20 protein-coding genes are annotated in these 21,938 nt (G+C 73.2%); 13 read left to right on the plus strand and 7 right to left on the minus strand.

Translation table 11 applies throughout. The features are described 5' to 3' along the window. Positions 1-4: 4 nt before the first annotated feature. Positions 5-1,219, minus strand: coding sequence for a sugar ABC transporter substrate-binding protein (locus tag ACZ6TD_RS12700; RefSeq protein WP_471353549.1), 1,215 nt, complete (start codon positions 1,217-1,219; stop codon positions 5-7). Next, positions 1,216-3,774: a SpoIIE family protein phosphatase gene (locus tag ACZ6TD_RS12705; protein ID WP_471353552.1), complete on the minus strand. Its 2,559-nt coding sequence runs from the start codon at positions 3,772-3,774 to the stop codon at positions 1,216-1,218. The genes ACZ6TD_RS12700 and ACZ6TD_RS12705 overlap by 4 nt, the downstream gene beginning before the upstream one ends. Before the next feature lie 244 nt (positions 3,775-4,018). Between ACZ6TD_RS12705 and ACZ6TD_RS12710 the strand changes: the two genes are divergently transcribed. The 4 genes from ACZ6TD_RS12710 to ACZ6TD_RS12725 all read left to right on the plus strand — a co-directional run bounded on the left by ACZ6TD_RS12710 (position 4,019) and on the right by ACZ6TD_RS12725 (position 6,758). Continuing rightward, the gene (locus tag ACZ6TD_RS12710) at positions 4,019-4,513 is read left to right on the plus strand and encodes a GNAT family N-acetyltransferase (protein WP_471353554.1); all 495 of its coding nucleotides are present in this window, start codon (positions 4,019-4,021) and stop codon (positions 4,511-4,513) included. A 137-nt stretch (positions 4,514-4,650) separates the two neighbouring features. After that, complete coding sequence (locus tag ACZ6TD_RS12715) at positions 4,651-5,364, plus strand: polysaccharide lyase family 7 protein (RefSeq protein WP_471353556.1); 714 nt, start codon at positions 4,651-4,653, stop codon at positions 5,362-5,364. A 12-nt stretch (positions 5,365-5,376) separates the two neighbouring features. Beyond that, a complete protein-coding gene (locus ACZ6TD_RS12720) occupies positions 5,377-5,985 on the plus strand; it encodes a hypothetical protein (protein WP_471353558.1) in 609 nt (202 codons plus the stop codon). Next, positions 5,982-6,758 carry a fibronectin type III domain-containing protein gene (locus tag ACZ6TD_RS12725; protein ID WP_471353560.1) on the plus strand — a complete coding sequence of 259 codons (777 nt, stop codon included), beginning with the start codon at positions 5,982-5,984 and terminating at the stop codon, positions 6,756-6,758. The genes ACZ6TD_RS12720 and ACZ6TD_RS12725 overlap by 4 nt, the downstream gene beginning before the upstream one ends. A gap of 11 nt (positions 6,759-6,769) precedes the next feature. On the opposite strand, the gene ACZ6TD_RS12730 is transcribed toward ACZ6TD_RS12725, so the two are convergent. Beyond that, complete coding sequence (locus tag ACZ6TD_RS12730) at positions 6,770-7,543, minus strand: TetR/AcrR family transcriptional regulator (protein ID WP_471353562.1); 774 nt, start codon at positions 7,541-7,543, stop codon at positions 6,770-6,772. 123 nt (positions 7,544-7,666) lie between these two features. Between ACZ6TD_RS12730 and ACZ6TD_RS12735 the strand changes: the two genes are divergently transcribed. Next, positions 7,667-8,830, plus strand: coding sequence for an FAD-dependent oxidoreductase (locus ACZ6TD_RS12735; RefSeq protein WP_471353565.1), 1,164 nt, complete (start codon positions 7,667-7,669; stop codon positions 8,828-8,830). Then, positions 8,827-9,702, plus strand: coding sequence for an alpha/beta fold hydrolase (locus ACZ6TD_RS12740; protein ID WP_471353567.1), 876 nt, complete (start codon positions 8,827-8,829; stop codon positions 9,700-9,702). Before ACZ6TD_RS12735 ends, ACZ6TD_RS12740 begins: the two co-directional genes overlap by 4 nt. Before the next feature lie 175 nt (positions 9,703-9,877). Here the strand turns inward: ACZ6TD_RS12740 and ACZ6TD_RS12745 are convergent, their stop codons facing one another. The 3 genes from ACZ6TD_RS12745 to ACZ6TD_RS12755 form a co-directional block, all read right to left on the minus strand. Further along, positions 9,878-10,903, minus strand: coding sequence for a dipeptidase (locus tag ACZ6TD_RS12745; protein ID WP_471353569.1), 1,026 nt, complete (start codon positions 10,901-10,903; stop codon positions 9,878-9,880). Between the two features lie 781 nt (positions 10,904-11,684). Beyond that, positions 11,685-12,695, minus strand: coding sequence for an EamA family transporter (locus ACZ6TD_RS12750; protein ID WP_471353572.1), 1,011 nt, complete (start codon positions 12,693-12,695; stop codon positions 11,685-11,687). Continuing rightward, complete coding sequence (locus ACZ6TD_RS12755) at positions 12,688-13,251, minus strand: MarR family winged helix-turn-helix transcriptional regulator (RefSeq protein WP_471353574.1); 564 nt, start codon at positions 13,249-13,251, stop codon at positions 12,688-12,690. The genes ACZ6TD_RS12750 and ACZ6TD_RS12755 overlap by 8 nt, the downstream gene beginning before the upstream one ends. 90 nt (positions 13,252-13,341) lie before the next feature. Between ACZ6TD_RS12755 and ACZ6TD_RS12760 the strand changes: the two genes are divergently transcribed. Together ACZ6TD_RS12760 and ACZ6TD_RS12765 are read left to right on the plus strand one after the other, a co-directional pair. Beyond that, positions 13,342-14,124 carry an MBL fold metallo-hydrolase gene (locus ACZ6TD_RS12760; RefSeq protein WP_471353575.1) on the plus strand — a complete coding sequence of 261 codons (783 nt, stop codon included), beginning with the start codon at positions 13,342-13,344 and terminating at the stop codon, positions 14,122-14,124. Further along, entirely contained in the window at positions 14,124-14,777 is a 654-nt protein-coding gene (locus ACZ6TD_RS12765; RefSeq protein ID WP_471357679.1) for a DedA family protein, read from the plus strand. Before ACZ6TD_RS12760 ends, ACZ6TD_RS12765 begins: the two co-directional genes overlap by 1 nt. A 924-nt stretch (positions 14,778-15,701) precedes the next feature. Here the strand turns inward: ACZ6TD_RS12765 and ACZ6TD_RS12770 are convergent. Next, positions 15,702-17,345, minus strand: a complete 1,644-nt coding sequence (locus ACZ6TD_RS12770) for an FAD-dependent oxidoreductase (RefSeq protein WP_471353577.1) — start codon at positions 17,343-17,345, stop codon at positions 15,702-15,704. 165 nt (positions 17,346-17,510) lie between these two features. On the opposite strand from ACZ6TD_RS12770, the gene ACZ6TD_RS12775 reads away from it, so the two are divergent. The 5 genes from ACZ6TD_RS12775 to ACZ6TD_RS12795 all read left to right on the plus strand — a co-directional run bounded on the left by ACZ6TD_RS12775 (position 17,511) and on the right by ACZ6TD_RS12795 (position 21,936). Further along, complete coding sequence (locus tag ACZ6TD_RS12775) at positions 17,511-18,689, plus strand: SchA/CurD-like domain-containing protein (protein WP_471353580.1); 1,179 nt, start codon at positions 17,511-17,513, stop codon at positions 18,687-18,689. A 70-nt stretch (positions 18,690-18,759) separates the two neighbouring features. After that, positions 18,760-19,167, plus strand: a complete 408-nt coding sequence (locus ACZ6TD_RS12780) for a cupin domain-containing protein (RefSeq protein WP_471353582.1) — start codon at positions 18,760-18,762, stop codon at positions 19,165-19,167. After that, the gene (locus tag ACZ6TD_RS12785) at positions 19,164-20,432 is read left to right on the plus strand and encodes a beta-ketoacyl-[acyl-carrier-protein] synthase family protein (protein WP_471353584.1); all 1,269 of its coding nucleotides are present in this window, start codon (positions 19,164-19,166) and stop codon (positions 20,430-20,432) included. Before ACZ6TD_RS12780 ends, ACZ6TD_RS12785 begins: the two co-directional genes overlap by 4 nt. Then, positions 20,429-21,679 (plus strand): ketosynthase chain-length factor, encoded by a 1,251-nt coding sequence (locus ACZ6TD_RS12790; protein WP_471353587.1) that lies wholly within the window; start codon positions 20,429-20,431, stop codon positions 21,677-21,679. The genes ACZ6TD_RS12785 and ACZ6TD_RS12790 overlap by 4 nt, the downstream gene beginning before the upstream one ends. Continuing rightward, positions 21,679-21,936, plus strand: a complete 258-nt coding sequence (locus ACZ6TD_RS12795) for an acyl carrier protein (protein ID WP_471353589.1) — start codon at positions 21,679-21,681, stop codon at positions 21,934-21,936. The genes ACZ6TD_RS12790 and ACZ6TD_RS12795 overlap by 1 nt, the downstream gene beginning before the upstream one ends. Positions 21,937-21,938: the final 2 nt, after the last annotated feature.

A 21,938-nucleotide genomic window follows, 5' to 3' on the forward strand; every position in this document is an offset into this window, starting at 1 on the left:
CGATTCATTCCGCGTCGTGCGGTGAGCCGCCCCGGTCGATGAGCCCGGCCCTGCGGCAGTCATCCGCGTACTTCTTGGTGCATATCTGATCGACGCGATACAGACCGTCCTTGATGACGGTGCTCTTGATGTTGTGCACGGTCACGGCCACCGGCTCGAGCAGCACCGCGGGGATGCCACGGGTGGTGGAGTTGTTGACCCTCTGCTTCGCGATCTTGCTGAGCGAGTGGCCGCGCCCCAGCGCGACGGCCATCTCCGCGGCGGTGTACGCCTCGGGCTTGAACGGCTTGTAGACGGTCATGTACTGCTCCCCCGTGAGGATCCGCTGAATGCCCGCGACCTCGGCGTCCTGGCCGGTGACCGGGGGGATCGGATGGATCCGGGCCGCCTTGAGGGCGGTGATGACGCCCGAGGCCAGGCCGTCGTTGGCGGCGAGGACGCCGTCGATGCCGTAGGGGCCCAGGGCGGCGATGGCGGCGGCCATGTTGCGGTTGGCGTTCTCCGGCCGCCAGCCGACGGTCTCGTAGGACTTGGCGATCTTGACCTTGCCCTGGAGGACGGACCGCGCTCCCCGTTCGAACCAGCCCGCGTTGGGGTCGGTCGAGGAGCCGTTCATCATGACGATCTGGCTGCTCCTGGCCTTCGGGCCCAGCGCCCTGAGCAGCGCCTCGCCCTGGAGCTTGCCGACCCTCCCGCCGTCGAAGGAGACATAGCCGGAGATGGGCCCCTCCGCGAGACGGTCGTAGGCGACGACCGGGACACCGGCGCGGTGGGCCTGGACCACGGAGTGGCGGACGGCCTTGGTGTCGACCGCGTCCAGGATCAGGACATCGATCCCGTTCGTGATCATGGCGTCGATCTGGTTGCGCTGGGAGGTCGGATCGTGCTGGGCGCTGGAGTAGCTCACCGTGCAGCTCGGGCAGAGCTGCTTGACCCGCTGCTGGATCAGGGGTGCGTCGAAGCGCTCGAAACGGACGATCTCGTTCTCCGGGAGCAGCAGGCCGATCCGCAGCGGCCCGCGGTGGGTCCCGGCCGCGCCGACCGTCTCGCCGACCTGGGCCGCCTTGCCACAGGCGGCGAGGGACACGGCCAGGACGAGGCCCGCCGCGACGGCGACGGCCGCGCGGAGGCGGTCGCGCGTACGGGGGCGCGTCGGGGGGTACGCCCGGGAGCGCGCACGGGAACGGCTCATCGCCGAGCGCGTACGGGAACGGCTCATCGCCTCGCCCTCCTCCTTCTCGGCCCCCTCCTCCCCGTGGCCCCCTCGTCCCCCTCCGTCCGTTCCTCGGCTCCCGCGTCGGCCGGGCCTTCGGGGAGCTCCGCCGGAGGCCGGTCCGTGGGCTCTTCCGGGCTCCCGCCCCGGGGCTCCTCCCGCGGTGACGACAAGCTGATCTCGCCCCAGACCTGCTTGCCCCCGCTCAGCGGCACCGAGCCCCAGGTCTGCGACATCGCCTCGATGAGCAGCAGCCCCCGCCCGCCGGTGGCCTCCCAGTCCACGGTCGCCGGTTTGACGGGGGTGCGCGGCGAGAGGTCGTTCACCGCGATCCGCAGCCGGTCCGCGGTCAGCGTCAGGTTCAGCCGCACCTCGCCCCGGGTGTGCACCAGGGCGTTGGTGACCAGCTCGGAGGTGACCAGCAGGGCCACGTCCAGGTCCTCCTCCGCACCCCAGTTGCGCAGGGTGCGCGCGGTGAAGCGGCGGGCGTGCATCACCGCGTCGGGCAGCCGCCACACCGTCCAGCTCGCCCGGGTGGGCCGCACCCGCATCCCGTCGTAGCGCAGCAACAGCAGCGCCACGTCGTCGTCCCGGCGGCTGTCCCCGCCGAGCAGCGCGTCCGCCACCCCGCCGGGGTCGGACGGGTCGGCGCGGGCGAGCGCCTGGCGCGCCCGGCTCACTCCGTCTTCCAGGTCGAGCCGGGCGGACTCGACCAGACCGTCCGTGACCAGCGCGATCAGAGTGCCGACGGACAGCCCGGCCGCGGTCATCGGGAACTCGGCGTCCGCGACCACGCCCAGCGGCGGGCCGCCCTCGACGTCGAGCTCCGCGGTGGTGCCGTCCGGGTGGCGCAGCAGCGGCTGGATGTGTCCGGCCCGGACGAACCACGCCTCGCCCTCCTCCATGTCGAGATCGGCGTAGCAGCAGGTCGCGAAGAGATCGGTCTCCATGCCGACGAGGAGGCGGTTGGCATGTGACACGACCACATCGGGCGGGTGGCCCTCCACCGCGTAGGCCCGGATGGCGGTGCGCATCTGGCCCATGATCGTGGCGGCCGCGGCGCTGTGGCCCTGCACATCCCCGATGACCAGCGCCACATGGCCGTCCGGCAGCGGGATCACGTCGTACCAGTCGCCGCCCACCTCCAGGCCCATCGTCGCGGGCAGATAGCGGGTGACGGCCACCCCGCCGGGCAGCTCCGGCAGCTTCCGGGGCAGCAGGCTGCGCTGGAGCATGGTGGCCAGCTCGTGCTCGGCGTCCAGGGCGTGGGCGCGCACGAGGGCCTGGCCCACCAGACCGGCGGTCGCGGTCAGCAGCGAGCGCTCCTCCGGGCCGAACTCATGCCGCTCCTCCCAGCCGATCAGGCACACCCCGACGATCCGGCCGTCCGCCGGGAGCGGGAGGACGGCGAGGCCGCCGGGGCCGATAGCGGCGAGGCCGGGTTCGAGATCGGCGCCTTCGGGCCAGAGGCTGACCTGCCCCTCCCGCAGCGCCTCCGCCAGCGTGGGCAGGGCATGGCTGGGCGGCTCGGGCCATTCGGACCGCCAGGCGGCCCGCCACACCTCGGGCCAGGCGGTGGGTTCTGCGGGGGCGAGGACGGCGACCACCAGCTGATCGGCCTGGACCTCGGCGACCGCGAACCGGCCGGCCCCCAGCGGATCGCGCAGCGCGCCGACCACGGCCCGGCTCACGTCCCGCACGGTGGTGGCCCCGGCCAGGGCGGCGGACAGCCGCTGCACCAGGGACACCTCGTCGGCGCTCGGCCGCAGATACGAGGTCTCCGCGATCACGCCGAGCATGCGCCGGGGCGTGCCGTCCGCCCCCGTCTCGACCCGGGCGCGCAGGCCCAGCCAGCGCAGCTCCCCGTTGGGCCGGCGGATCCGGAACTCCAACTGCGCGGTGCCGGCGGTCAGCAGGTCGGGTTCCAGGACCGACATCAGGGCGGGCACGTCGTCCGGGACGGTGGCCGCCAGCAGGGTCTCCACCCGCCCGTCGAAGTCCTCCCCCGGAATGCCGAAGAGCTCGAGCACCTGGATGTCGGCGGTCATCCGCCCGCTGTCGAGGAGCAGCACGAACGAGCCGACCCGCAGCCGGTCCAGGGTGAGGCCGGGCAGCTCGGGTCCCCGCCGGGTGAGCGCCTGCGGTCCGGCCGCCTCGACTCCGGCGGCCACGTGGTGGGCGTAGAGCTCGATGAAGCCGCGGCGGTCGGCGTCGGTCCCGCCGGGTGCCTCGTCCACGACCACCAGACACCCCAGCCCCTTGCCGTCCCCGCCGAGCGGCAGCGCCCCCAGCGAGACGCCGGGCGTGGTGGGGGTTTCGGGTGTGGTGGGCCCGATGGGGCCGTAGGCGGCGAGTTCGGTGGGGGTCAGCCACAGGGGGCGCCCGCTGCGGAAGGCGTCGGCGACGGGCGAGCGCCCGGACACGGGGTAGCGGGCCGGCAGCGCGTACGACCGTCCGGCGCCGCGCACCGTCTCGGCCAACCGCAGCTCGGCACCCTCCGCGTCCAGCACGTAGACAGCCACCAACGCGGTCCCCGTGAACGTCAGCACATGCCCGGTCACAGCACGCCTGCACCGCCTCCGTGCGCGGACCGCCGGTCTCGTGGGGCGTACCCGGGCCCTTGATCGGCCTCCGCGCGGCGACCGGTCATGACCACCGGCGGGGCCTTCGCTGCCGCGCCCCCTCGAAAGGGATGGCGCCTCTCCTCAAAGCATGGCACAGCGGGGTGAACCCGGCCATATCCCCTCGGGGGCGACGCGCTCGACGCGACTCGATGGCGATCGACGGTGCGGGAGACTGGGCGGCATGGTGCGGCTGCGGGTGGTCACGACGGACGACTGGCCGCTGTGGCGGGACGTCCGCCGGGCCGCGCTGGCCGAGGCGCCGCACGCCTTCAAGTCCCGGCTCGCCGACTGGCACCGCGGCGGCGAGGAGCGGTGGCGCGCCCGGCTGGAGATGCCGGACGCCTACCACGTCGTGGCCCTGCTGGACGGCCGGGCGGTCGGGATGGCGGGCGGCATGCCCGGGGACGGGGACGGGCGGCCGCCGGAGCTGAGGTCGGTGTGGGTCAGCCCCGAGGCGCGCGGCCACGGTGTCGGCGGCCGGCTGATCGCGGCGGTCGAGACCTGGGCCCTGCGGACGGGCGCCACGGCGCTGCGACTGGCGGTGATCCCGGGCAACGCACCGGCGATCGCCCTCTACGAGCGGCATGGTTTCGTCGCCACGCGGGAGCCGGGGGATCTGCTGGCCGACGGCGTGACCAGGGAGCTGGTCATGGTGAAGGCGCTCCGGCGGAGTTGACCCGACCCACCACGCCCGCCACCACAGTCGTGAATTCTGTTCATTGATATGGACACGCCATCAACTCTGCCCTACCTTGACTCTTGGTCTAGACCATGATCCATCACAGGAACGGAACAGACCGGAGGTGGGCCCATATGCCCGCATTACGCACCAGACGTACCAGACACTCCACCCGCTCCAGGGCGGCCCTGGCGTTCGCCGCGCTCGTCGGGGTCCTGTCGGCGGGGGTCGTGTCCGGGGGAACGGCCGCGGCGAAGGAGGCCGCGGCGTCGCCGACGGACGGATGGACGCAGACGTCGTTCACATACTCGATGCACAAGCCGTGGAATCTCGACCTGAGCGAGCGCTACCGCTACGACTCGGGCTCGAAGACCCACACCATGTGGGTCAATTCCACGGACGAGCCGCTCGAAGAGGGCAGCGACACCGATCCGCGCACCGAAATGCGGTGGAAGCAGGAGTACTCCTCGGGGCAGCACATGTGGGACGCGGATGTGTATGTGCCGTCCGGGACGAACGGCGCGGACATCATGCAGATCCTGCGGGGCAAGCACCCCAGCGGAACACCGGCCACCGACATCATGCTGCGGGCGTCCAGCGCGAACGGAGGGACGCTCAAGCGCTATACGGACGCCGTCATCAAGACCGGTATCTACAACACCTGGTGGAACCTGAAGGTGGCCCATGACGCGGACACCGGAAAGATCCAGGTCTACGCCGACGACAAGCTGGTGCTGACGGTCGACGACCGGGGACCGGCGACGCGCTACTTCAAGAACGGCGTCTACCACCACGGCAGTGGCCGGGCCGAGGCCCGCTTCCGCAACATCCGCCATTGGGTCAAGTAGAGGAGTGGGACCGTGTCCAGGAAACACCGTGTGATCGCCGGAATCCCGGCGGCCTGCGGACTGCTGCTCGCGGCGTCGGGTGTCGCACACGCCGAGGTCGAACCGGGTGGCTGGTCGTCGGAGTCCCCGGGGTTCAAGGTGCAGGAGCGGGGGTGCGGAGAGGTCGACAACCTCACCTTCAAGCTCACCTGCTCCACCGCGAGCGGGGACCAGCGGGCCGAGCGGCGCTATGACACCTACACCGGCGGGACCCACCAGTTCGAGGGCTACTTCCGGGTCACCAGCATGGGCGGCACCCGGATCAGCCTGAAGCAGACGTTCAACGACACCGACGGCGACGCCGGTCCGTACTTCATGCTCGCGGTCGAGCGCGGCGGGCGGCTGTACGCCGTGCACGGCGGGGACACCCTGTCCAACGCGGGGACGGTCGGGGCCACGGTGCGCGTCAACACGGTGCACCAGGTCGGCAAGGAGCACCGTACGTACATAAACGGCTCGCTCAAGCACACCGTGGACAGCCCCGGCGGCAGCTTCTACGACAAGTTCGGGGCGTACCGCACCGGCAGCGGCAACGGCCCGGCCACCGTGGTGTGGAGCAACGTGAAGTTCTGGCGCAAGTGAGCGGCTCGGTACGCGTCCTGGCGGCGGCGGTTCTCGTCGCCGCCGGGCTTTCCGGAATCAGTGGGTGTGCGGCGTCCACGGAAGCGCCGGACGCTCCGAACACCCCGAACGCCCCCGGGGAGGCCCGGACCGGGACCGTGCTCACCGTCACCCGGGTCTCCCCCGTCGACGCCGAGCTGAGCTGGCGGGGGAAGGCGCCGGGCGCCGCGGGGCGGATCGTGGAGTTCGCGACCGAACCCCGGGGGCCCTGGACGATCCTCACCTACGCCCCGCTCGGACAGACCACCTACCGGCACCCGGACCTGATCCCGAAGACCCACTTCTTCTACCGGGTGCGGCCGTACTACGGACCCGCGTCCCGGCCGGTCGACGTCACCCTGCCCAGAGGCGCGTTCACCAAGGCGGAGCAGCGCCAGGAGCACACGTGGGCGCCGCCGCGCACCATCCGGCGGGCAGGGGTGCGCACCAGCCCCGTCCGGCGGCCGTCGGCGACCCCGACCGATCTGCGCGCGACCGTCATGCACGCCAACGGCATCCGGTTCACCTGGACCGACCACGCCGAGGGCGAGCGGGGCTATCTGCTGGAGGACCGGCCCCGGGGCGGCGGCTCCTTCCGTCCGGTCGCGGTGCTCGACCCGGACATCAACTCCTTCGGGCTGATCACCCTGCCGAACGAGAAGCGGGCCTCCTACCGGGTCCGTCCCTTCACCTACGGCGAGCGGTCCAACATCGCCCGGATGACCACCGGCGAGCGGCCCGCCGGGCGCGGCTGAGCGCCGCCGCCTCAGTCCCGGGCGTCCCGGGTGCCCCGGGTGCCCCGGGTGCCCCGGACGTCCCCGGTGTCCGCCGGGGACGGGGCGAGCACCTCCGGCAGCGGGGTGTGCCGCGCCCCGGCGACGAGGACGTCGAAGCCCCAGGCCAGCCGGTCCTGGGGGGACCCGGACAGCAGCCGGGTGCCCAGCGCGGCGATATGCGGATGGGTCCGCGGTGAGACGTCCCGCACCACCGTGGCGAGCGCCTGCCAGTCCGCCTCGCTCTGGGGGGTCTCGCCGGGGGCCCGGTGGGCGTGCTCGGCCGCGGTCGCGGTGGCGAACTGGAGCAGCAGATCGAGCAGCCACGCGGCCCGGTCGGGCTCGAGGCCGCCCTCGTCCAGCAGCGCCAGCAGCGCCTCCACCAGCTTCAGATAGTGCTTGCCGATGGGGCGGGCCACCAGGGCGGACTGGGCGAGGCCGGGGTACTCGAACAGCACCGAGGTGTACGAGGTGAGGATCCGCACCAGCCGGTCGCGCCACTCGCCTTCCGCCGTCGCCGGGCTCAGGTCGACGGCGCCGAGGAGCTCGTCCAGGACGGCCGCGTGCAGCTCGGCCATGTTGCGGACATAGACGTAGAGCGACGCCGGCCCGGTGTCGAGCTCCTTGGCCAGGCGGCGCATCGTCACCCGCTCCAGGCCCTCGGCACGCATGAGGTCGACCGTGGTGGCGATGATGCCTTCCCGGGTCAGGGCCGGTTTCGCCGGACGTTCCCGGCGGCTCCGCGGGGCGGTGGGATGCGCTGTCATGGCGCCATCGTACCGGTCGGCGAACGCGTTCGTCACGAACGCGTTTGCCACGAACGCGTTCGTCGCCCTACGCTCCTCCCATCCGCGGCGCACCCGCGCCGAGCCAGGGAGGCATCCATCGCCATGTCCACACAACCCCGTATCGCCATCGTCGGAGCAGGGCCGGGAGGGCTGACGCTGGCGCGCGTGCTGCACGTGCACGGCATCTCCTCGACCGTCTACGAGCTGGACGCGTCGCCGACCGCACGCGACCAGGGCGGCACGCTGGACCTGGACGAGGAGTCCGGCCAGCGGGCGCTGCTGCACGCCGGGCTGCTCGAGGAGTTCCGGCCGCTGAGCCGCCCCGAGGGCGGGGAGCTGCGTCTGCTCGGCAAGGACGCGGACGTCGGCTTCCACATCCCCCCGCCGCAAGACGGTGACGGCAACGACCGTCCCGAGATCGACCGCAGGGCGCTGAAGGAACTGCTGCTGGGCTCGCTGCCCGAGGGGACGGTCCGCTGGGGCCGGAAGGTCAGGGCGGCCGCCATCGGCGCGGCGGGGCGGCCCACGCTCACCCTGGCCGACGGCACGACCGTCGCGGCGGATGTGCTGGTCGGCGCGGACGGGGCGTGGTCCAGGGTCCGGCCCCTGCTGTCCGACGCCGATCCGGTCTACACCGGGGTGTCATGCGTCGACGGCATCCTGAACGACGTCGACACCCGGCACCCGGCCGTCGCCGAACTCGTGGGCCGCGGCTCGATGTTCGCCCTCGCGGACGAGAAGGGGCTGTTCGCCCAGCGCAACGGCGGCGGCCGGATCCGCGTCTACACCGCGGTCAAGGCGCCGGAGGAGTGGAGCCGTTCGGGTCTCCTCGACCCGGCGGACCCGGCCGCGACCAGGAAGCGGCTGCTGGACCTCTTCCCCGACTGGGACGAGGGGCTGCGCGCGCTGATCGCCGACAGCGACGGCCCGCTCGTCCCCCGGCCCATCCACGCCCTGCCCATCGGCCACCGCTGGGAGCGGGTGCCCGGCGTCACGCTCCTGGGCGACGCCGCCCATCTGATGTCCCCCTTCGCCGGGGCGGGCGCCAACCTCGCCATGCTCGACGGCGCGGAACTCGCTCTCGCCCTGGCCGCCCACGACGACCTGGAGACGGCTCTGCACGCCTACGAGACGGCCATGTTCCCGCGCGCCGAGACGGCGGCCACGCAATCGGCCGACCACCTCGTCGACTTCTTCCAGCCGGACGCCCTGCGGATCATGCGGGATGCCTTCACCACGATGACCGCCGGAGGTGCGGACCGATGACCACGCCCGCCGAATTCTTTGTTGAGCCCTACCCCGGTCTGCCCCTGACGGTGCGGGACGTGGGCGCGGGCCGCCCCGTGCTCGTCCTGCACGGCGGCGGCGGACCCGCCAGCGTGAGCGGTGTGGTGGACCACTTCGCCGCCACCTCCCGGGTGCTGGCGCCGACCCACCCGGGCTGGGAGGACACCCCGCGGCCGGAGTGGTTCTCAAACGTGGGCGACCTCGTCGAGACGTATCTGGATCTGCTGGACGACCACGAGCTGGACGATGTCCTCGTCCTCGGCAGCTCCTTCGGCGGCTGGATCGCCGCGGAGATGGCCGTGCGCGACCGGGGCCGCCGCATCGGCGGGCTGGTCATCATGGGCGCGTTCGGACCGCGAGTCGAAGGGCACGAGGTCCGGTTCCCCACCGCCCCGCCCGGCCCGCCGCCGGGTGAGGGTTCCGGGCCTGGTGAGGACTCCGGTCCCGCTCAGGGCTCCGGTCCCGCTCAGGGCTCCGGTCCCGGTCAGGGCCCCGGGCCCGGTCAGGGCCCCGGGCCCGGTCAGGGCCCCGGGCCCGGGGAAGGCTCCGGCGCACCGGCGCCGCGCCGGGGGCCCTCGCCTGCGGCACTCCAGGCGCTGGCGGCCTACTCCGGGCCGACGAAGTCCGATCCGAAGCTGCTGCACCGGCTCGCCCGGGTGACGGTGCCCGCCCTCGCGGTGTGGGGCGAGAACGACACCGTCGTCCCGCCCGACTACGGCCGCGCGTACGCCGCCGCCATCCCCGGGGCGCGCTTCGAGCTGATCCCTGGTGCGGGCCACCTCCCCGCCCGGGAGGCCCCGGAGGCCACGTTCGCCGTGATCGACGCGTTCGTGGCCGCCGCCTGGCGCTAGGGTCCTTCTGACGGATCTCCGTGGAGGAAGGAGCGGCGTCCGGGGCGTGCTCTCGGCGTGCCGCGCGGAAGCCCTCGTAGCGGAGCTACTTGGGCTTTCGCGCGGTGCGGCGAGAGGGCGTGCCGGGCGTCGCGACGCCGCGGAGATCCGTCAGAAGGACCCTAGCCGCCACACCTCAGCCGGGGCGTCCCAGCTCCTTGCGGAAGAGCTCCAGCACGTTGCCGCCGAGGATCTTCTCGATGTCCCCCTCCGGAAGGCCCCTTCGGACCAGCGCCTCGGTCACCAGAGGCAGTCCGCGGGGGCCTTCGAGTCCGGGGACCACCAGCCGCGCGTACTCGACGTCCTCGCAGCAGGGCGGGGTGGTGTCCGCGCTGACCTCCTTGATGAAGTCCGGCCCCAGACCCACATGGCCGACGCCGATCACCTCGGCGATGTGGACGATGTGATCGGCCAGCCGGTCCACCGTGCGGTCGGCCGGGGCGGTGGCCAGGAACTCGCCGAGGAAGTTGACGCACACCGTGCCGCCGGTGGCGGCGATCCCGCGCAACTGCTCGTCGGTGAGGTTGCGATGGTGGTCAAGCAGCGCGCGGGCGGAGGAGTGGGTGGCCATCACCGGGCGGGTGGCCAGCTCCAGCACATGGGCCACTCCGGAGGCGCCGAGGTGGGAGACGTCGAAGAGGATGCCCAGGCGCTCCATCTCCTTCAGCGCCCGGGCCCCGGCCTCGGTGAGCCGGCTTCCGGTGGCGTCCTCACCGCTGCCGTCGGCCAGGGCGGTGCGCCCCCAGTGGGCGAGCGAGGCGATGCGCACCCCGAGGCGGTGGAGGGTCGGGAGGAGCTCGACGTTGGCGTCCAGCCCGGGGGCGCTCTCCAGCGCCAGCACCAGGGCGATCCGGCCGTCGGCGAGCGCGGCGTCGATGTCGTCGCCGTCCAGGCACAGCCGTACCTCGTCGGCGTTGCCCTCGGCGAGGGTGTGGGCGCACTCGATCATCCGCAGCGTCTCGCGCAGCGCGCCCTCGGGGCGGAACCGGTCGTCGATGAAGATCGGGAGCACCTGGAGATCCACCCCGCCCTCGCGGAGCTGCGGCAGCCAGCGCTCGCGGAAGTAGCCCGCCCAGCGGTGCGGCGGGCGGGCGGTGACGGCGATCAGCAGGTCGTTGTGGGCGTCGGCGACGACGGCGCGCTGGTGGAGTGCACGGCTCATACGGACGACGGTGGCCTTTCGTAGGACCGGGGGCCGGGGACCCCGGGGCCCGGGGGCGGCGGCGGTCATCGTGACGTACGGGCCGCCCGCCGGTCCACGGATTTTCGCGCGGCGGACGGGGGTCGCGCCGCCGCGCGAACGGTACGGCCCCCACGGTCTGGCCATGGACGCGTTGGTGTCCGGCAGGTCTCTTTCCCCTCCCCGCCCCTTCCCGATACCAGGGGCTCCGCCCCTGGACCCCGGGATCTGGGGCAGAGCCCTGCCACGCGGCGGAACCGCATACCGACGCTGCGGGAAGGAGCGAATCCCCGGCCCGGGATCAGGGGCCGGACCCCCCGCTCCGGAGTCAGGGGCCAAGCGTCAGCCCCGAAGTCAGGGGCCAAGCCCCAGTTCCGGAGTCAGAGGCCGAACCCCCGCCCGGGATCAGGAGCCGAACCCCCGCCCCGGAGTCAGGGGCCAAACGTCAGCCCCGAAGTCAGGGGCCAAGCCCCAGTTCCGGAGTCAGAGGCCGAACCCCCGCCCGAAGTCAGAGGCCGAACCCCCGCCCGGGATCAGGAGCCGAACCCCCGCCCCGGAGTCAGGGGCCAAACGTCAGCCCGAGGTCAGGGGCCAAGCCCCAGTTCCGGGGTCAGAGGCCGAACCCCCGCCCGAGGTCAGGGGCGGAGCCCCGGTTCCGGGGTCTGGGGCCGGGCCCCAGTTTCGGGAAGGGGCGGGGAGGGGAGCAGCCCGCCGCAGGCGTCACGATCCGCCGGCATCCCCTGAGACCGCGTGCGGCCCGCCCTCAGTTGAGGGCGATCAGCCCGATGGCCAGCCCCGCGCCGAGCAGCCCGACGGCCTGGGGCCGGGTGATCCGCTCCCGCAGGAACGTCAGCGCGAGCAGCACCGGCACCACCGGATAGAGCGCGGACAGCACCACGGCGACGGACAGCAACTCCTGCCGGGTGGCGAGCAGATAGAGGATGGTCGCCAGGGTGCCGAGCGCGCCCGCCACCGCCGCCACGGCGGCCGCCCGGCGGGGCAGCCGCAAGGAGGCGCCGGTCGCGGGGAACAGCGCCAGGATGACGGCCACCGACACGGCCCGGCTGACCACCACCGGCCACCATCCGGCCGAGGCCGGTATCCGGGCGAGCGCGAAGAAGTGCACGGCCAGGCCCACTCCGGCGACCAGCGCCATGACGACGGCCGGGCGCAGCCGGTCGGCCCCTTGGGCCCGCCCGGCCGGGGCGGCGACCGATGTGGCTGTCGGTGCCGCTGTCGGTGCCGTTGTCGGTGTGAGTGTCGGCTTCTCCGCCGACGTGGCTGCCGGTGTGGCCACCCGTGTCCCTGCCGACGTGCCCGCCCGGGTCGCACCCGGTGTGCCCGCCCGGGTCGCCGTCGGCCGCGGCTCACCGCGCGAGACCAGCCAGAGCGCGGGCAGCCCGAGCGCGATCCCGGTGAGCGCCGGGGGCGAGGGCCGGTCGCCGAGGAGGGCGATCCCGGCCAGCACCGGCAGGCCCACCGCCGTGACATCGCTGACCGGCACCACCACGCTCATCGGCCCCTGGTTCATCGACCAGTAGAGGCACGCCACGCCCACCCCGGTGCCGAGCCCCGAGAGCGCGCCCCAGCCCAGGGCCGACGGCGGGGCGTTGGCGCCCTGGGTGAGCAGCACCGGGACCAGGCTGACCACCGTGCCGCCCGCCTGTGCGCAGGCCGCGACCGTCACCCCGTGCCGGTGGCGGGAGACCAGGCCGCTCAGGAAGTGGGTGGTGCCGAAGCAGAGCGCCGAGGCGACGGCCAGCAGCTCACCCATGGTCCGTACGGGCCCCGTCCTCGGCGGCCGACCGGGCGGCGGCCCGGTCCGCGGCCCCGACCGGGCACTCCACGCCGTCCGGGGTGCAGGCGGTCCGGTCGCACAGCCGGCACATCCGGTCGGCCGAGCCACTGCCCTGGTAGAGCCCGTCGAGCAGCGTGGCCAGCAGTGCGCCGAGGTCGCGGACCTCCGCCTCGCCGAGGCCGTCCAGCACTCCGGTGAGCCGGGAGGTCCGCGAGGTCAGCAGGTGGCCCGCGGTCCGCCGGCCCTTGGCGGTGGGGTGGACCCCGGTCCAGTTGCCGATTCCGCGCCGCCGCTCGACCAGGGCGTCCCGCTCCAGCCCGTCGACCATCCGCACCGCCGCGGACTGGGTGAGCCCCACCCGGCGGCCGAGCTCGGTCACGCTCACGCCGGGGTCGGCGCGGAGCACGATCAGCGCGGCGGCCGCGCTCATGCTCAGGCGGGACGCGGCGGCCGGGGCGCTGAGCAGATCGTCCGTGATCGCCAGCGCCGTGGCCCCCAGCAGGTTCGCTACGCGTTCCCTCTCATCATGCATGAGTCATGCATACCCCTAGGGACTGGATCCATGCACCACCCGGCGGGGTGAGAGGATCGGAGCGGGACGGCCCGAGGGAGGAGGCGGGAGATGTCGGTGGAGATCACCTGGTGGGGGCATGCCACCGCGACCGTGCGGGACTCCGGTGTGCGGGTGCTGACCGACCCCCTCTTCGTACGGCGGCTGGCCCATCTGCGGCGCCGCCGGGGAGCCGTGCCACCGGCCGCCGCGGCGGTGGCGGACGTGGCGCTGGTCTCGCATCTGCACGCCGACCATCTGCACCTCGGCTCGCTGGCCAAGCTGCTGCCCGGCACCCGGCTGGTGGTGCCGCGCGGGGCCGGGCGGGCGGTGCCCGGGCTGCGGCGGGTGGTGGCGGCGCGGGGGCTGCGGGTGACCGAGATGGCGCCGGGGGACGTGTGCACGGTCGGCGAGGTGCGGATCCGGGCGGTACCGGCCGCGCACGACGGGCGGCGGCTGCCGTACGGGCCGAGCCGGGTGCCCGCGCTGGGATATGTGCTGAGCGGCGAGTCGACCACGTACTTCGCGGGGGACACCGGGCTGTTCGACCGGATGGCGGAGGCGGTGGGCGCCTGCGATGTGGCGCTGCTTCCGGTGGGCGGCTGGGGCCCGTACCTCGGCCCCGGCCATCTCGACGCGGGCCGCGCGGCACAGGCGCTGGCTCGGCTGGGGGCGCGCTGCGCGGTGCCGGTGCACTACGGGACGTACTGGCCGATCGGGATGGACGCGATCCGTCCGCATGAATTCCACGCCCCGGGCGACGACTTCGTGCGCCACGCCGGGCGGCTCGCCCCCGAGGCGGTGGTGCACCGGCTGGTGCACGGGGAGTGCGTGCGGCTGGAGCCCGCCAGGTGATAGGGGATCTGGCGGATCTGGCGCGGAGCGTGCCGTCCGAGTCGACACAGCAGGCGGTGGGGTACCCCTCGCTGTTCCTGCTGGTGGTGCTCGGGTCGCTGGTGCCGGTGGTGCCCACCGGGGCGGTGGTCTCCTCGTCCGCGGTGGTGGCCATCCACCAGACCGCTCCCCCGCTGTCGCTGCTGGTGGTCTTCGGGGTGGCCTCGCTGGCGGCCTTCTCCGGGGACGTGATGCTGTACTGGCTCGGGCGGCGCGGGGTGCGATCGAAGAACGGCTCGCGGTGGCTGGAGCGGATCCACGACCACGCGGCGCCGGAGCGGCTGGACCAGGCACAGACGCGGCTGGACGAGCACGGGGTGGCGGTTCTGGTCCTGTCCCGGCTGATCCCGGCGGGGCGGATACCGGTGATGCTGGCCTGCCTGCTGGCGCGCTGGCCACTGCGGAGGTTCGCGCACGGCGCCGGACCCGCGGCGCTGGCCTGGGCGGTGACGTATCAGCTGATCGGGATCCTGGGCGGCTCGCTCTTCCCCGAGCCATGGGAGGGCGTGGCGGCGGCCGTGGTCCTGACGGTCGTGATCAGCACGGCCCCCGCGCTGTGGCGCCGCGTGCGCCGCCGTGCCGCTCGCGACGCGCAGAGCGAGGCCGCGGGCTGACGCCCCCTCCGCCCCGGGCCGCGCCCGGCGGCCCGGCCCGCTCCGGCAGCACCCCTGCCGCACCGGCCCGCCCGCCGCGCCTTACGGGGTGCCCGGCGGATCTTTCCCCTCCCCGCCCCTTCCCGATACCAGGAGCTCCGCCCCCGGGCCCCCGGTCTGTGGCGGAGCCCCGCCACGCGGCGAAGCCGCATATCGATGCGGCGGGAACGGCAGAGCCCCGGCCCGGGGCCTGGGGCAGAGCCCTCATCCAGGGCCCTAGGGCAAAACCCCCGCCCGGGGCCCGGCACAGAACCCCGCCCGGGGCCTACGCAGAGCCCTCATCCGGGACCTGAGTCACAGCCCCGATCCAGGGCCTGGGGCAGAACCCCGAGGTGGGGCCTAGGCCAGAACCCCGGCACGGGGCTTAGGGCAGAGCCCCGATCCAGGGCCCGGGGCAAAACCCCAGTTTCGGGGCCTAGGGCAAAACCCCGGCCCGAGGCCCGGCACAGAACCCCAGCCCGAAGCCCAGGGCAGAGCCCCGGCCCGGGGGCCGGCACAGAACCCCCGATCCGGGGCCTAGGGCAAACCCCCGGCCCGGGGCCCGGGGCAGAACCCCGATCCGGCGCCCCGATCCGGAGCCCCGGTCCGGGGTCTGGGGCGGAGCCCCGGTCCGGGGTCTGGGGCGGAGCCCCGGTCCGGGGTCTGGGGCGGAGCCCCGGTCCGGGGTCTGGGGCGGAGCCCCGGTCCGGGGTCTGGGGCGGAGCCCCGGTCCGGGGTCTGGGGCGGAGCCCCGGTGCGGGGTCTGGGGCGGGGCCCCGGTTTCGGGAAGGGGCGGGGAGGGGAACAGCCCGCCTGGGCACGGCGCCCGGGGTGGCGGGCCGTCACCACCAGCCGGGGGCAGCCGGGAAGGCGAGACCCGGCAAAGCGACACCCAGCGCAAGCGCATCAGCGGTCGAGGCGCAGCACCTCTCGCAGCGCACGCGTCACCGCGGCTTCCGGGTCGGGGACCGAGCGCTCCACGCGCCAGGCGACGAAGCCGTCGGGGCGGACCAGGACCGCTCCGTCGGGGGCGGTGCCGTGGAGTTCGGCCCAGTCCGTGCCCGGTTCGGGGGCGAGTTCGTGGTCCGGTCCTTCGCCCACCCGGTAGCAGTCCAGCGGTACGCCGAGGGCGTCGGCGGCGCGGCGGCCCGCCTCGTGCCAGGCGGCGCCGCCCGGCCCGGTGAGCAGCACACAGGTGCGCTCGTACAGATCGAGGGTGGACAGCCGCACCCCGCAGCGGTGCACCCACATATGGGGTGCGCGGCTGCCGGGCTCGGCCGAGACCGTGAAGTGGTCGGGCACCGCGGGGGCGGAGGGGTCGGCGCCCGCGACCGCGCCCCGCACATAGCGGTAGCCCATGGCGACCGCCATGACATTGGACTGCGGGCCCTGGCCCTCGGTGGCCGGTGCCGAGTAGCCGGGGTGGCTGTGCTCGGCCGAACGGGCGGCGGCGCGGGCGCTGGTGGCCTGGGCCACCGGACGCCGCTCCATGCCGTAGGTCTCCAGCAGCGCGGGGCCCGCCCAGCCGCCCATGACGGCGGCGAGCTTCCACGCCAGGTTGTGGGCGTCCTGGATACCGGTGTTGGAGCCGAAGGCGCCGGTGGGCGACATCTCGTGCGCCGAGTCCCCGGCGAGGAAGACCCGGCCGTCGGAGTAGTGGTCCGCCACCCGCTCGGCCGCGTGCCAGGGCGCCTTTCCGGTGACCTCGATCTCCAGGTCGGGCATGCCGACGGCGGTGCGGATGTGCTGGGCGCAGCGCTCGTCGGTGAACGCCTCCAGCGGCTCGCCGTGCTCGGGGTGCCAGGGGGCGTGGAAGACCCACTGCTCCTGGTTGTCGACGGGCAGCAGCGCCCCGTCGGCCTCGGGGTTGGTGAGGTAGCAGGCGATGAAGTGGCGGTCCCCGACCGCGTCCGCGAGCCGCTTGGCGCGGAAGGTGATGGACACGTTGTGGAACAGCTCACCGCGTCCGCTCTGCCCGATGCCAAGGGCCTCGCGCACCGGGCTGCGCGGGCCGTCGGCGGCGATGAGGTAGTCGGCACGGACCGTGGAGCGCCGCTCGGACCTGCGGTCCAGAAGGGTGGCGGTGACGCCGTCCGCGTCCTGCTCGAAGGAGATCAGCTCGGTGGAGAACCGCAGATCGCCACCGAGCGCCTGCGCCGCGCTCAGCAGCACCGGCTCCAGGTCGTTCTGGCTGCACAGGCACCATCCGGCAGGGCTGATCCGGGCGGCCTTGCCACCCGGGTCCATCTCCCGGAAGAGCCAGTTGCCCTCCGTACCGGTGAGGGACGGAGTCTGCAGGATTCCGTGGTTGTCGGCCAGCACGGACGCGGCCTCGCGGATCGCGGACTCCACTCCGGCGGTGCGGAACAGTTCCATCGTCCGGATGTTGTTCCCCCGTCCGCGCGGGTGGTGCGAGGTGCGCGGGTGTTTCTCGACCAGCAGATGACCGATCCCCAGTCGGCCCAGGAACAGTGAGGCGGACAGGCCCACCAGGGAGCCGCCCGCGATGAGGACGGGCACACGCTCAGCATTGTCGGCAAGACGGTTCATTGTGCTGCTATGCCCGGTGCTTCCGGGCTGTTCCGGGGCGCTGACCAGGCGTTCGCTCGGATGGCTCACATATCTCGCGCCATTGGTGGGAGCACTCCACGATCGTCTAACGGGCGGGTGTCCTCGATGCCCGGAAGGACGCGTCCGCGAAATAAGGAGTGGAATATGAGCACCCTGTCCGACATTCCGGAGACCACGGTGGACCAGTCGCCGACGACCGTGGAATCCGCTCTCACCGACACCAGATTGCGCGTCGTGTTGCTGGTGCAGGTCAACAGCGGTGCCGAGCAGCGCTTTCTCCGTGCCTACGATCAGCTCTCCCAGCAGGTGGCCGCGGTACCCGGGCACATCAGCGACCAGCTGTGCCAGTCGATCGAGAACCCCTCGCAGTGGCTGATCACCAGCGAATGGGAAAGCGCCCCTCCGTTCCTCGCCTGGGTGGACTCGCCCGCGCACCGGGAGATGGTCAAGCCCTTCCACGGCTGTGTGGAGGACACCCGCTCACTGCGGTTCAGCATCCTGCGGGAGACCCTGACCGCCGGATCCCCGCCGGTCGATGTCACCACCCGGGGCGTCGACGCCGCGCTGCGGGTCGGCGACGGGCTGGTCCGGCAGGCGCTCACCTTCACCGTGAAGCCGGGCAGCGAGGACGCCGTCGCCAAGATCCTGGCCGATTACGCCTCTCCGCAGGCCCGGGTCGACGAGACCACCCGGCTCTCCCGCACCTCGGTGTTCATGAGCGGCAACCGGGTGGTGCGGGCCGTGGAGGTCAAGGGCGATCTGACCGCGGCGCTGCGCTTCGTGGCCCGGCAGCCGGAGATCAGGGCCGCCGAGGAGGCCCTCAATCCGTATCTGGAGGAGGACCGCAACCTTGACGACCCCAGCTCGGCACGGGAGTTCTTCGCCCGTGCCTCCCTCCCGGTGGTCCACCACATGACGTCCGGCGGGCCGCGCCCCGCCCAGGGCGTCCACCGGCACGCCCTGCTCTACCCGGTCAAGACCGGCTGCGGCCCGGCGGTGGCCAGTCTGCTGGCCCGGCAGGACGAGCTGGCGGTGAACAAGGAGATGGCCGCGGAGCAGACCGCCAAGACCCTGCTGAGCAGCACCATCTTCCAGCGTGACGACATCGTGGTGCGGCTGGTGGACCTGGCCGTGCCGCTGGACCGGAACCCCGCCATGGCGGCCGGGGTGAGCGGCCGGCGGGCCGCCGCCGTGCTGGGCCGGCTGCTGGACCTCGGGGCGGACGGTGCGGTGATCGACCTGTCCATGGACGACGGGCTGCGCCGCTTCCTCGCCGACTGCGACATGACCCCGGTCACCGACCGCAAGTCGGCGGACCACTGACGACGTCTCTCCCCCTCGCACCTCTCACCCCGTGGCGCGGACCGCGCAACGCTACCTGGAGGAACTCATCATGACCACGCATGCCCCTCTCGTCGTCGACCTCGCCGCGGTCGCCCCCAACCGCCGGCGCGGTGGCGATGTGCGCGCCATGCTCACACCGACTCTGGTGGGTGCCACGAGCGGCTTCATGGGGATGGCCATCGTGGGGCCCGGTGAACGGGTCGCCGAGCACTACCACCCGTACTCCGAGGAGTTCGTGTTCGTCGTCAGCGGCGACATGGAGGTGGATCTGGACGGCGAGGCGCATCCGCTCCGCCCCGACCAGGCGATCCTGATCCCCATCAACATGCGGCACCGGTTCCGCAATGTGGGGAGCACCGAGGCCCGGATGGTCTTCCACCTCGGGCCCCTGGCGCCGCGCCCCGAGCTCGGCCACGTGGACACGGAGGCCGCCGAACCCGCCGAGGCGACGTCGTGACCCGACGGGTGGTGGTCACCGGGCTCGGTGTCGTCGCCCCCGGGGGTGTGGGGGTCCCGGCCTTCTGGGACATGCTCACCGCGGGCCGTACGGCCACCCGCAACATCACGCTCTTCGACGCGCAGCGGTTCCGGTCCCGGATCGCCGCCGAATGCGACTTCGACCCGCTGGCCGGCGGTCTGAGCTTCGAGCAGATCGAACGCTCCGACCGCTATGTGCAGTTCGCGCTGGTGGCGGCCCAGGAGGCGGTCCGGGACTCCGGTCTCGACCTCCAGGCGCTCAACCCCTGGCGGATAGGGGTTTCGCTGGGCAGCGCCGTCGCCGCGTCCACCCGGCTGGAGCAGGACTACGTCAAGGTCAGCGACGCCGGTGAGCACTGGGACGTGGACCACCGCAAGGCGGGTCCGCACCTTCAGCACGCGTTCTCGCCGAGCGCGCTGTCCTCCGGGGTGGCGGAGCTGACCGGGGCGCAGGGCCCGGTGCAGTCCGTCTCCACCGGCTGCACCTCCGGTCTGGACGCGATCGGATACGCCTTCCAGGCGATCGAGGAGCGACGGGCCGATGTGTGCATCGCCGGGGCCGCGGACTCGCCGATCACCCCGCTGACCGTGGCCTGCTTCGACTCGATCAAGGCCACCTCGGCGAACAACGACAACGCGGCCACCGCGTCCCGGCCGTTCGACGCCCACCGGGACGGCTTCGTCCTCGGCGAGGGCGCCGCCGTGCTGATCCTGGAGGAGCTGGAGCACGCCCGGGCCCGAGGGGCACGGGTCTACTGCGAGTTCCGGGGGTTCGCCACCTACGGCAACGCCTACCACATGACCGGTCTGACGCGGGAAGGACTGGAGATGTCCGAGGCGATCGACCACGCGCTCGGCCACGCCCGCGTCAACAGCTCCGAGGTCGACTACGTCAACGCGCACGGCTCGGGCACCAAGCAGAACGACCGGCATGAGACGGCGGCCGTGAAGCGGTCCCTGGGCGAGCACGCGTACAAGACCCCCATGAGCTCGATCAAGTCCATGGTGGGCCATTCGCTGGGGGCGATCGGCGCCATCGAGGTGGTCGCCTGCGCCATGGCCCTCGCCCATGGCGTGGTGCCGCCGACAGCCAACTACGAGACCCCCGACCCCGAATGCGACCTCGACTATGTCCCGCGCACCGCCCGCGCCCTCCCGCTGCGCCATGTGCTGTCGGTCGGCAGCGGGTTCGGCGGCTTCCAGTCCGCGGTGGTGCTGAGCCGGGCGGACGGGAGTGCGGCATGACATCCGCGAAGAGCACCCGGAACCGGGGCGCGGCCGTCACGGGCCTCGGTGTGATCGCCCCGGGCGGAGTGGGCACCGACGCCTTCTGGAAGGCCACCCGGGAGGGGATCACCTTCCTGGACCGGATCTCCCGCGAGGGCAGTGAGCACTTCCCGGTCCGGATCGGCGGCCAGGTCCGCGGCTTCGATCCGGGCTCGATGATCGAGGAGCGGTTCCTCGTCCAGACCGACCGCTTCACCCATTTCGCGATGGCCTCGGCCGATCTCGCGCTGGACGACGCCAAGCTGCCGGTGGACGACATGTCGCCGTTCGCCGTGGGCGTGGTGACCGCCGCCGGTTCCGGGGGCGGTGAGTTCGGCCAGCGCGAGCTGCAGCAGCTGTACGGCAAGGGGCCGCGCTATGTGGGCCCGTACCAGTCCATCGCGTGGTTCTACGCGGCCAGCACCGGCCAGGTCTCCATCCGCGGCGGGTTCAAGGGCCCGTGTGGGGTGGTGGCGAACGACGAGGCCGGCGGTCTGGACGCGCTGGCGCACGCCCGCCGGTCCATCCGGCGGGGGGCGGACGCGGTGGTGGCGGGCGCCTCGGAGGCGTCGCTGGCGCCGTACTCCATCGTCTGCATGCTCGGCTGGGACGAGCTCAGCCGGGCCCGTGACGCGGGCCGGGCCTATCTGCCGTTCACCGAGGACGCCTGCGGATTCGCGCCCGGGGAGGGCGGGGCGATGCTGGTCGTGGAGGAGGAGGGGGCCGCCCGGCGCCGCGGGGTGCGGATCCGGGGCTTCATCGCCGGCTACGGCTCGACCTTCACCGGGGCGTCCCGGTGGGAGCGGTCCCGGGAGGGGCTCGCCCAGGCCATCCGCGTGGCCCTGGAGGACGCGGAGTGCGCGCCGGAGGAGATCGACGTGGTCTTCGCCGACGCGCTCGGGGTGCCCGAGGCGGACCGCGCCGAGGCGCTCGCGATCGCCGACGCACTCGGGCCGCACGGCACCCGGGTCCCGGTGACCGCGCCGAAGACCGGCTTCGGCCGGGTGCACTGCGCGGCTCCCACGCTGGACGTGGCGGCCGCGCTGCTCTCCATGGAGCACCGCGTGGTGCCTCCGACCCCGTATGTCACCGACGTCTGCCATGACCTCGACCTCGTCACCCGCAGCTCCCGCCCCGCCGAGCCGCGGACGGCGCTGGTGCTCAGCCGAGGACTCATGGGTTGCAACGCGGCGCTCGTGCTCCGCGGACCGGAAGGAGATTACTGATGTCCAGTCAACTGTCCTACGGGGAACTGGCCACGCTGATGAAGCGGTGCGCCGGACTCACCGTCGACCCGGACATGATGCGGGACCGGCCGGACTCCACCTTCGAGGAGTACGGCCTGGACTCGCTCGGTCTGCTCGCCATCGTCGGCGAGCTGGAGAACCGGTACGGCACTCCGATCGAACCGGGGGCCGAGAGCTGCAAGACCCCCGGTGACTTCCTCGACGTCATCAACACCTCACTTACCTCAGGAGCATGAAG

Source organism: Streptomyces yongxingensis (assembly GCF_055597465.1).

What these genes read in the sequence shown, in the direction of transcription:
- ACZ6TD_RS12700 (WP_471353549.1), bottom strand. Translation starts at nt 1,219, where the DNA reads ATGAGCCGTTCCCGTACGCGCTCGGCGATGAGCCGTTCCCGTGCGCGC.
- ACZ6TD_RS12745 (WP_471353569.1), bottom strand. Translation starts at nt 10,903, where the DNA reads ATGAGCCGTGCACTCCACCAGCGCGCCGTCGTCGCCGACGCCCACAAC.
- ACZ6TD_RS12740 (WP_471353567.1), top strand. Translation starts at nt 8,827, where the DNA reads ATGACCACGCCCGCCGAATTCTTTGTTGAGCCCTACCCCGGTCTGCCC.
- ACZ6TD_RS12730 (WP_471353562.1), bottom strand. Translation starts at nt 7,543, where the DNA reads ATGACAGCGCATCCCACCGCCCCGCGGAGCCGCCGGGAACGTCCGGCG.
- ACZ6TD_RS12750 (WP_471353572.1), bottom strand. Translation starts at nt 12,695, where the DNA reads ATGGGTGAGCTGCTGGCCGTCGCCTCGGCGCTCTGCTTCGGCACCACC.
- ACZ6TD_RS12775 (WP_471353580.1), top strand. Translation starts at nt 17,511, where the DNA reads ATGAGCACCCTGTCCGACATTCCGGAGACCACGGTGGACCAGTCGCCG.
- ACZ6TD_RS12795 (WP_471353589.1), top strand. Translation starts at nt 21,679, where the DNA reads ATGTCCAGTCAACTGTCCTACGGGGAACTGGCCACGCTGATGAAGCGG.
- ACZ6TD_RS12780 (WP_471353582.1), top strand. Translation starts at nt 18,760, where the DNA reads ATGACCACGCATGCCCCTCTCGTCGTCGACCTCGCCGCGGTCGCCCCC.
- ACZ6TD_RS12710 (WP_471353554.1), top strand. Translation starts at nt 4,019, where the DNA reads ATGGTGCGGCTGCGGGTGGTCACGACGGACGACTGGCCGCTGTGGCGG.
- ACZ6TD_RS12735 (WP_471353565.1), top strand. Translation starts at nt 7,667, where the DNA reads ATGTCCACACAACCCCGTATCGCCATCGTCGGAGCAGGGCCGGGAGGG.
- ACZ6TD_RS12790 (WP_471353587.1), top strand. Translation starts at nt 20,429, where the DNA reads ATGACATCCGCGAAGAGCACCCGGAACCGGGGCGCGGCCGTCACGGGC.
- ACZ6TD_RS12755 (WP_471353574.1), bottom strand. Translation starts at nt 13,251, where the DNA reads ATGCATGATGAGAGGGAACGCGTAGCGAACCTGCTGGGGGCCACGGCG.
- ACZ6TD_RS12770 (WP_471353577.1), bottom strand. Translation starts at nt 17,345, where the DNA reads ATGAACCGTCTTGCCGACAATGCTGAGCGTGTGCCCGTCCTCATCGCG.
- ACZ6TD_RS12760 (WP_471353575.1), top strand. Translation starts at nt 13,342, where the DNA reads ATGTCGGTGGAGATCACCTGGTGGGGGCATGCCACCGCGACCGTGCGG.
- ACZ6TD_RS12715 (WP_471353556.1), top strand. Translation starts at nt 4,651, where the DNA reads ATGCCCGCATTACGCACCAGACGTACCAGACACTCCACCCGCTCCAGG.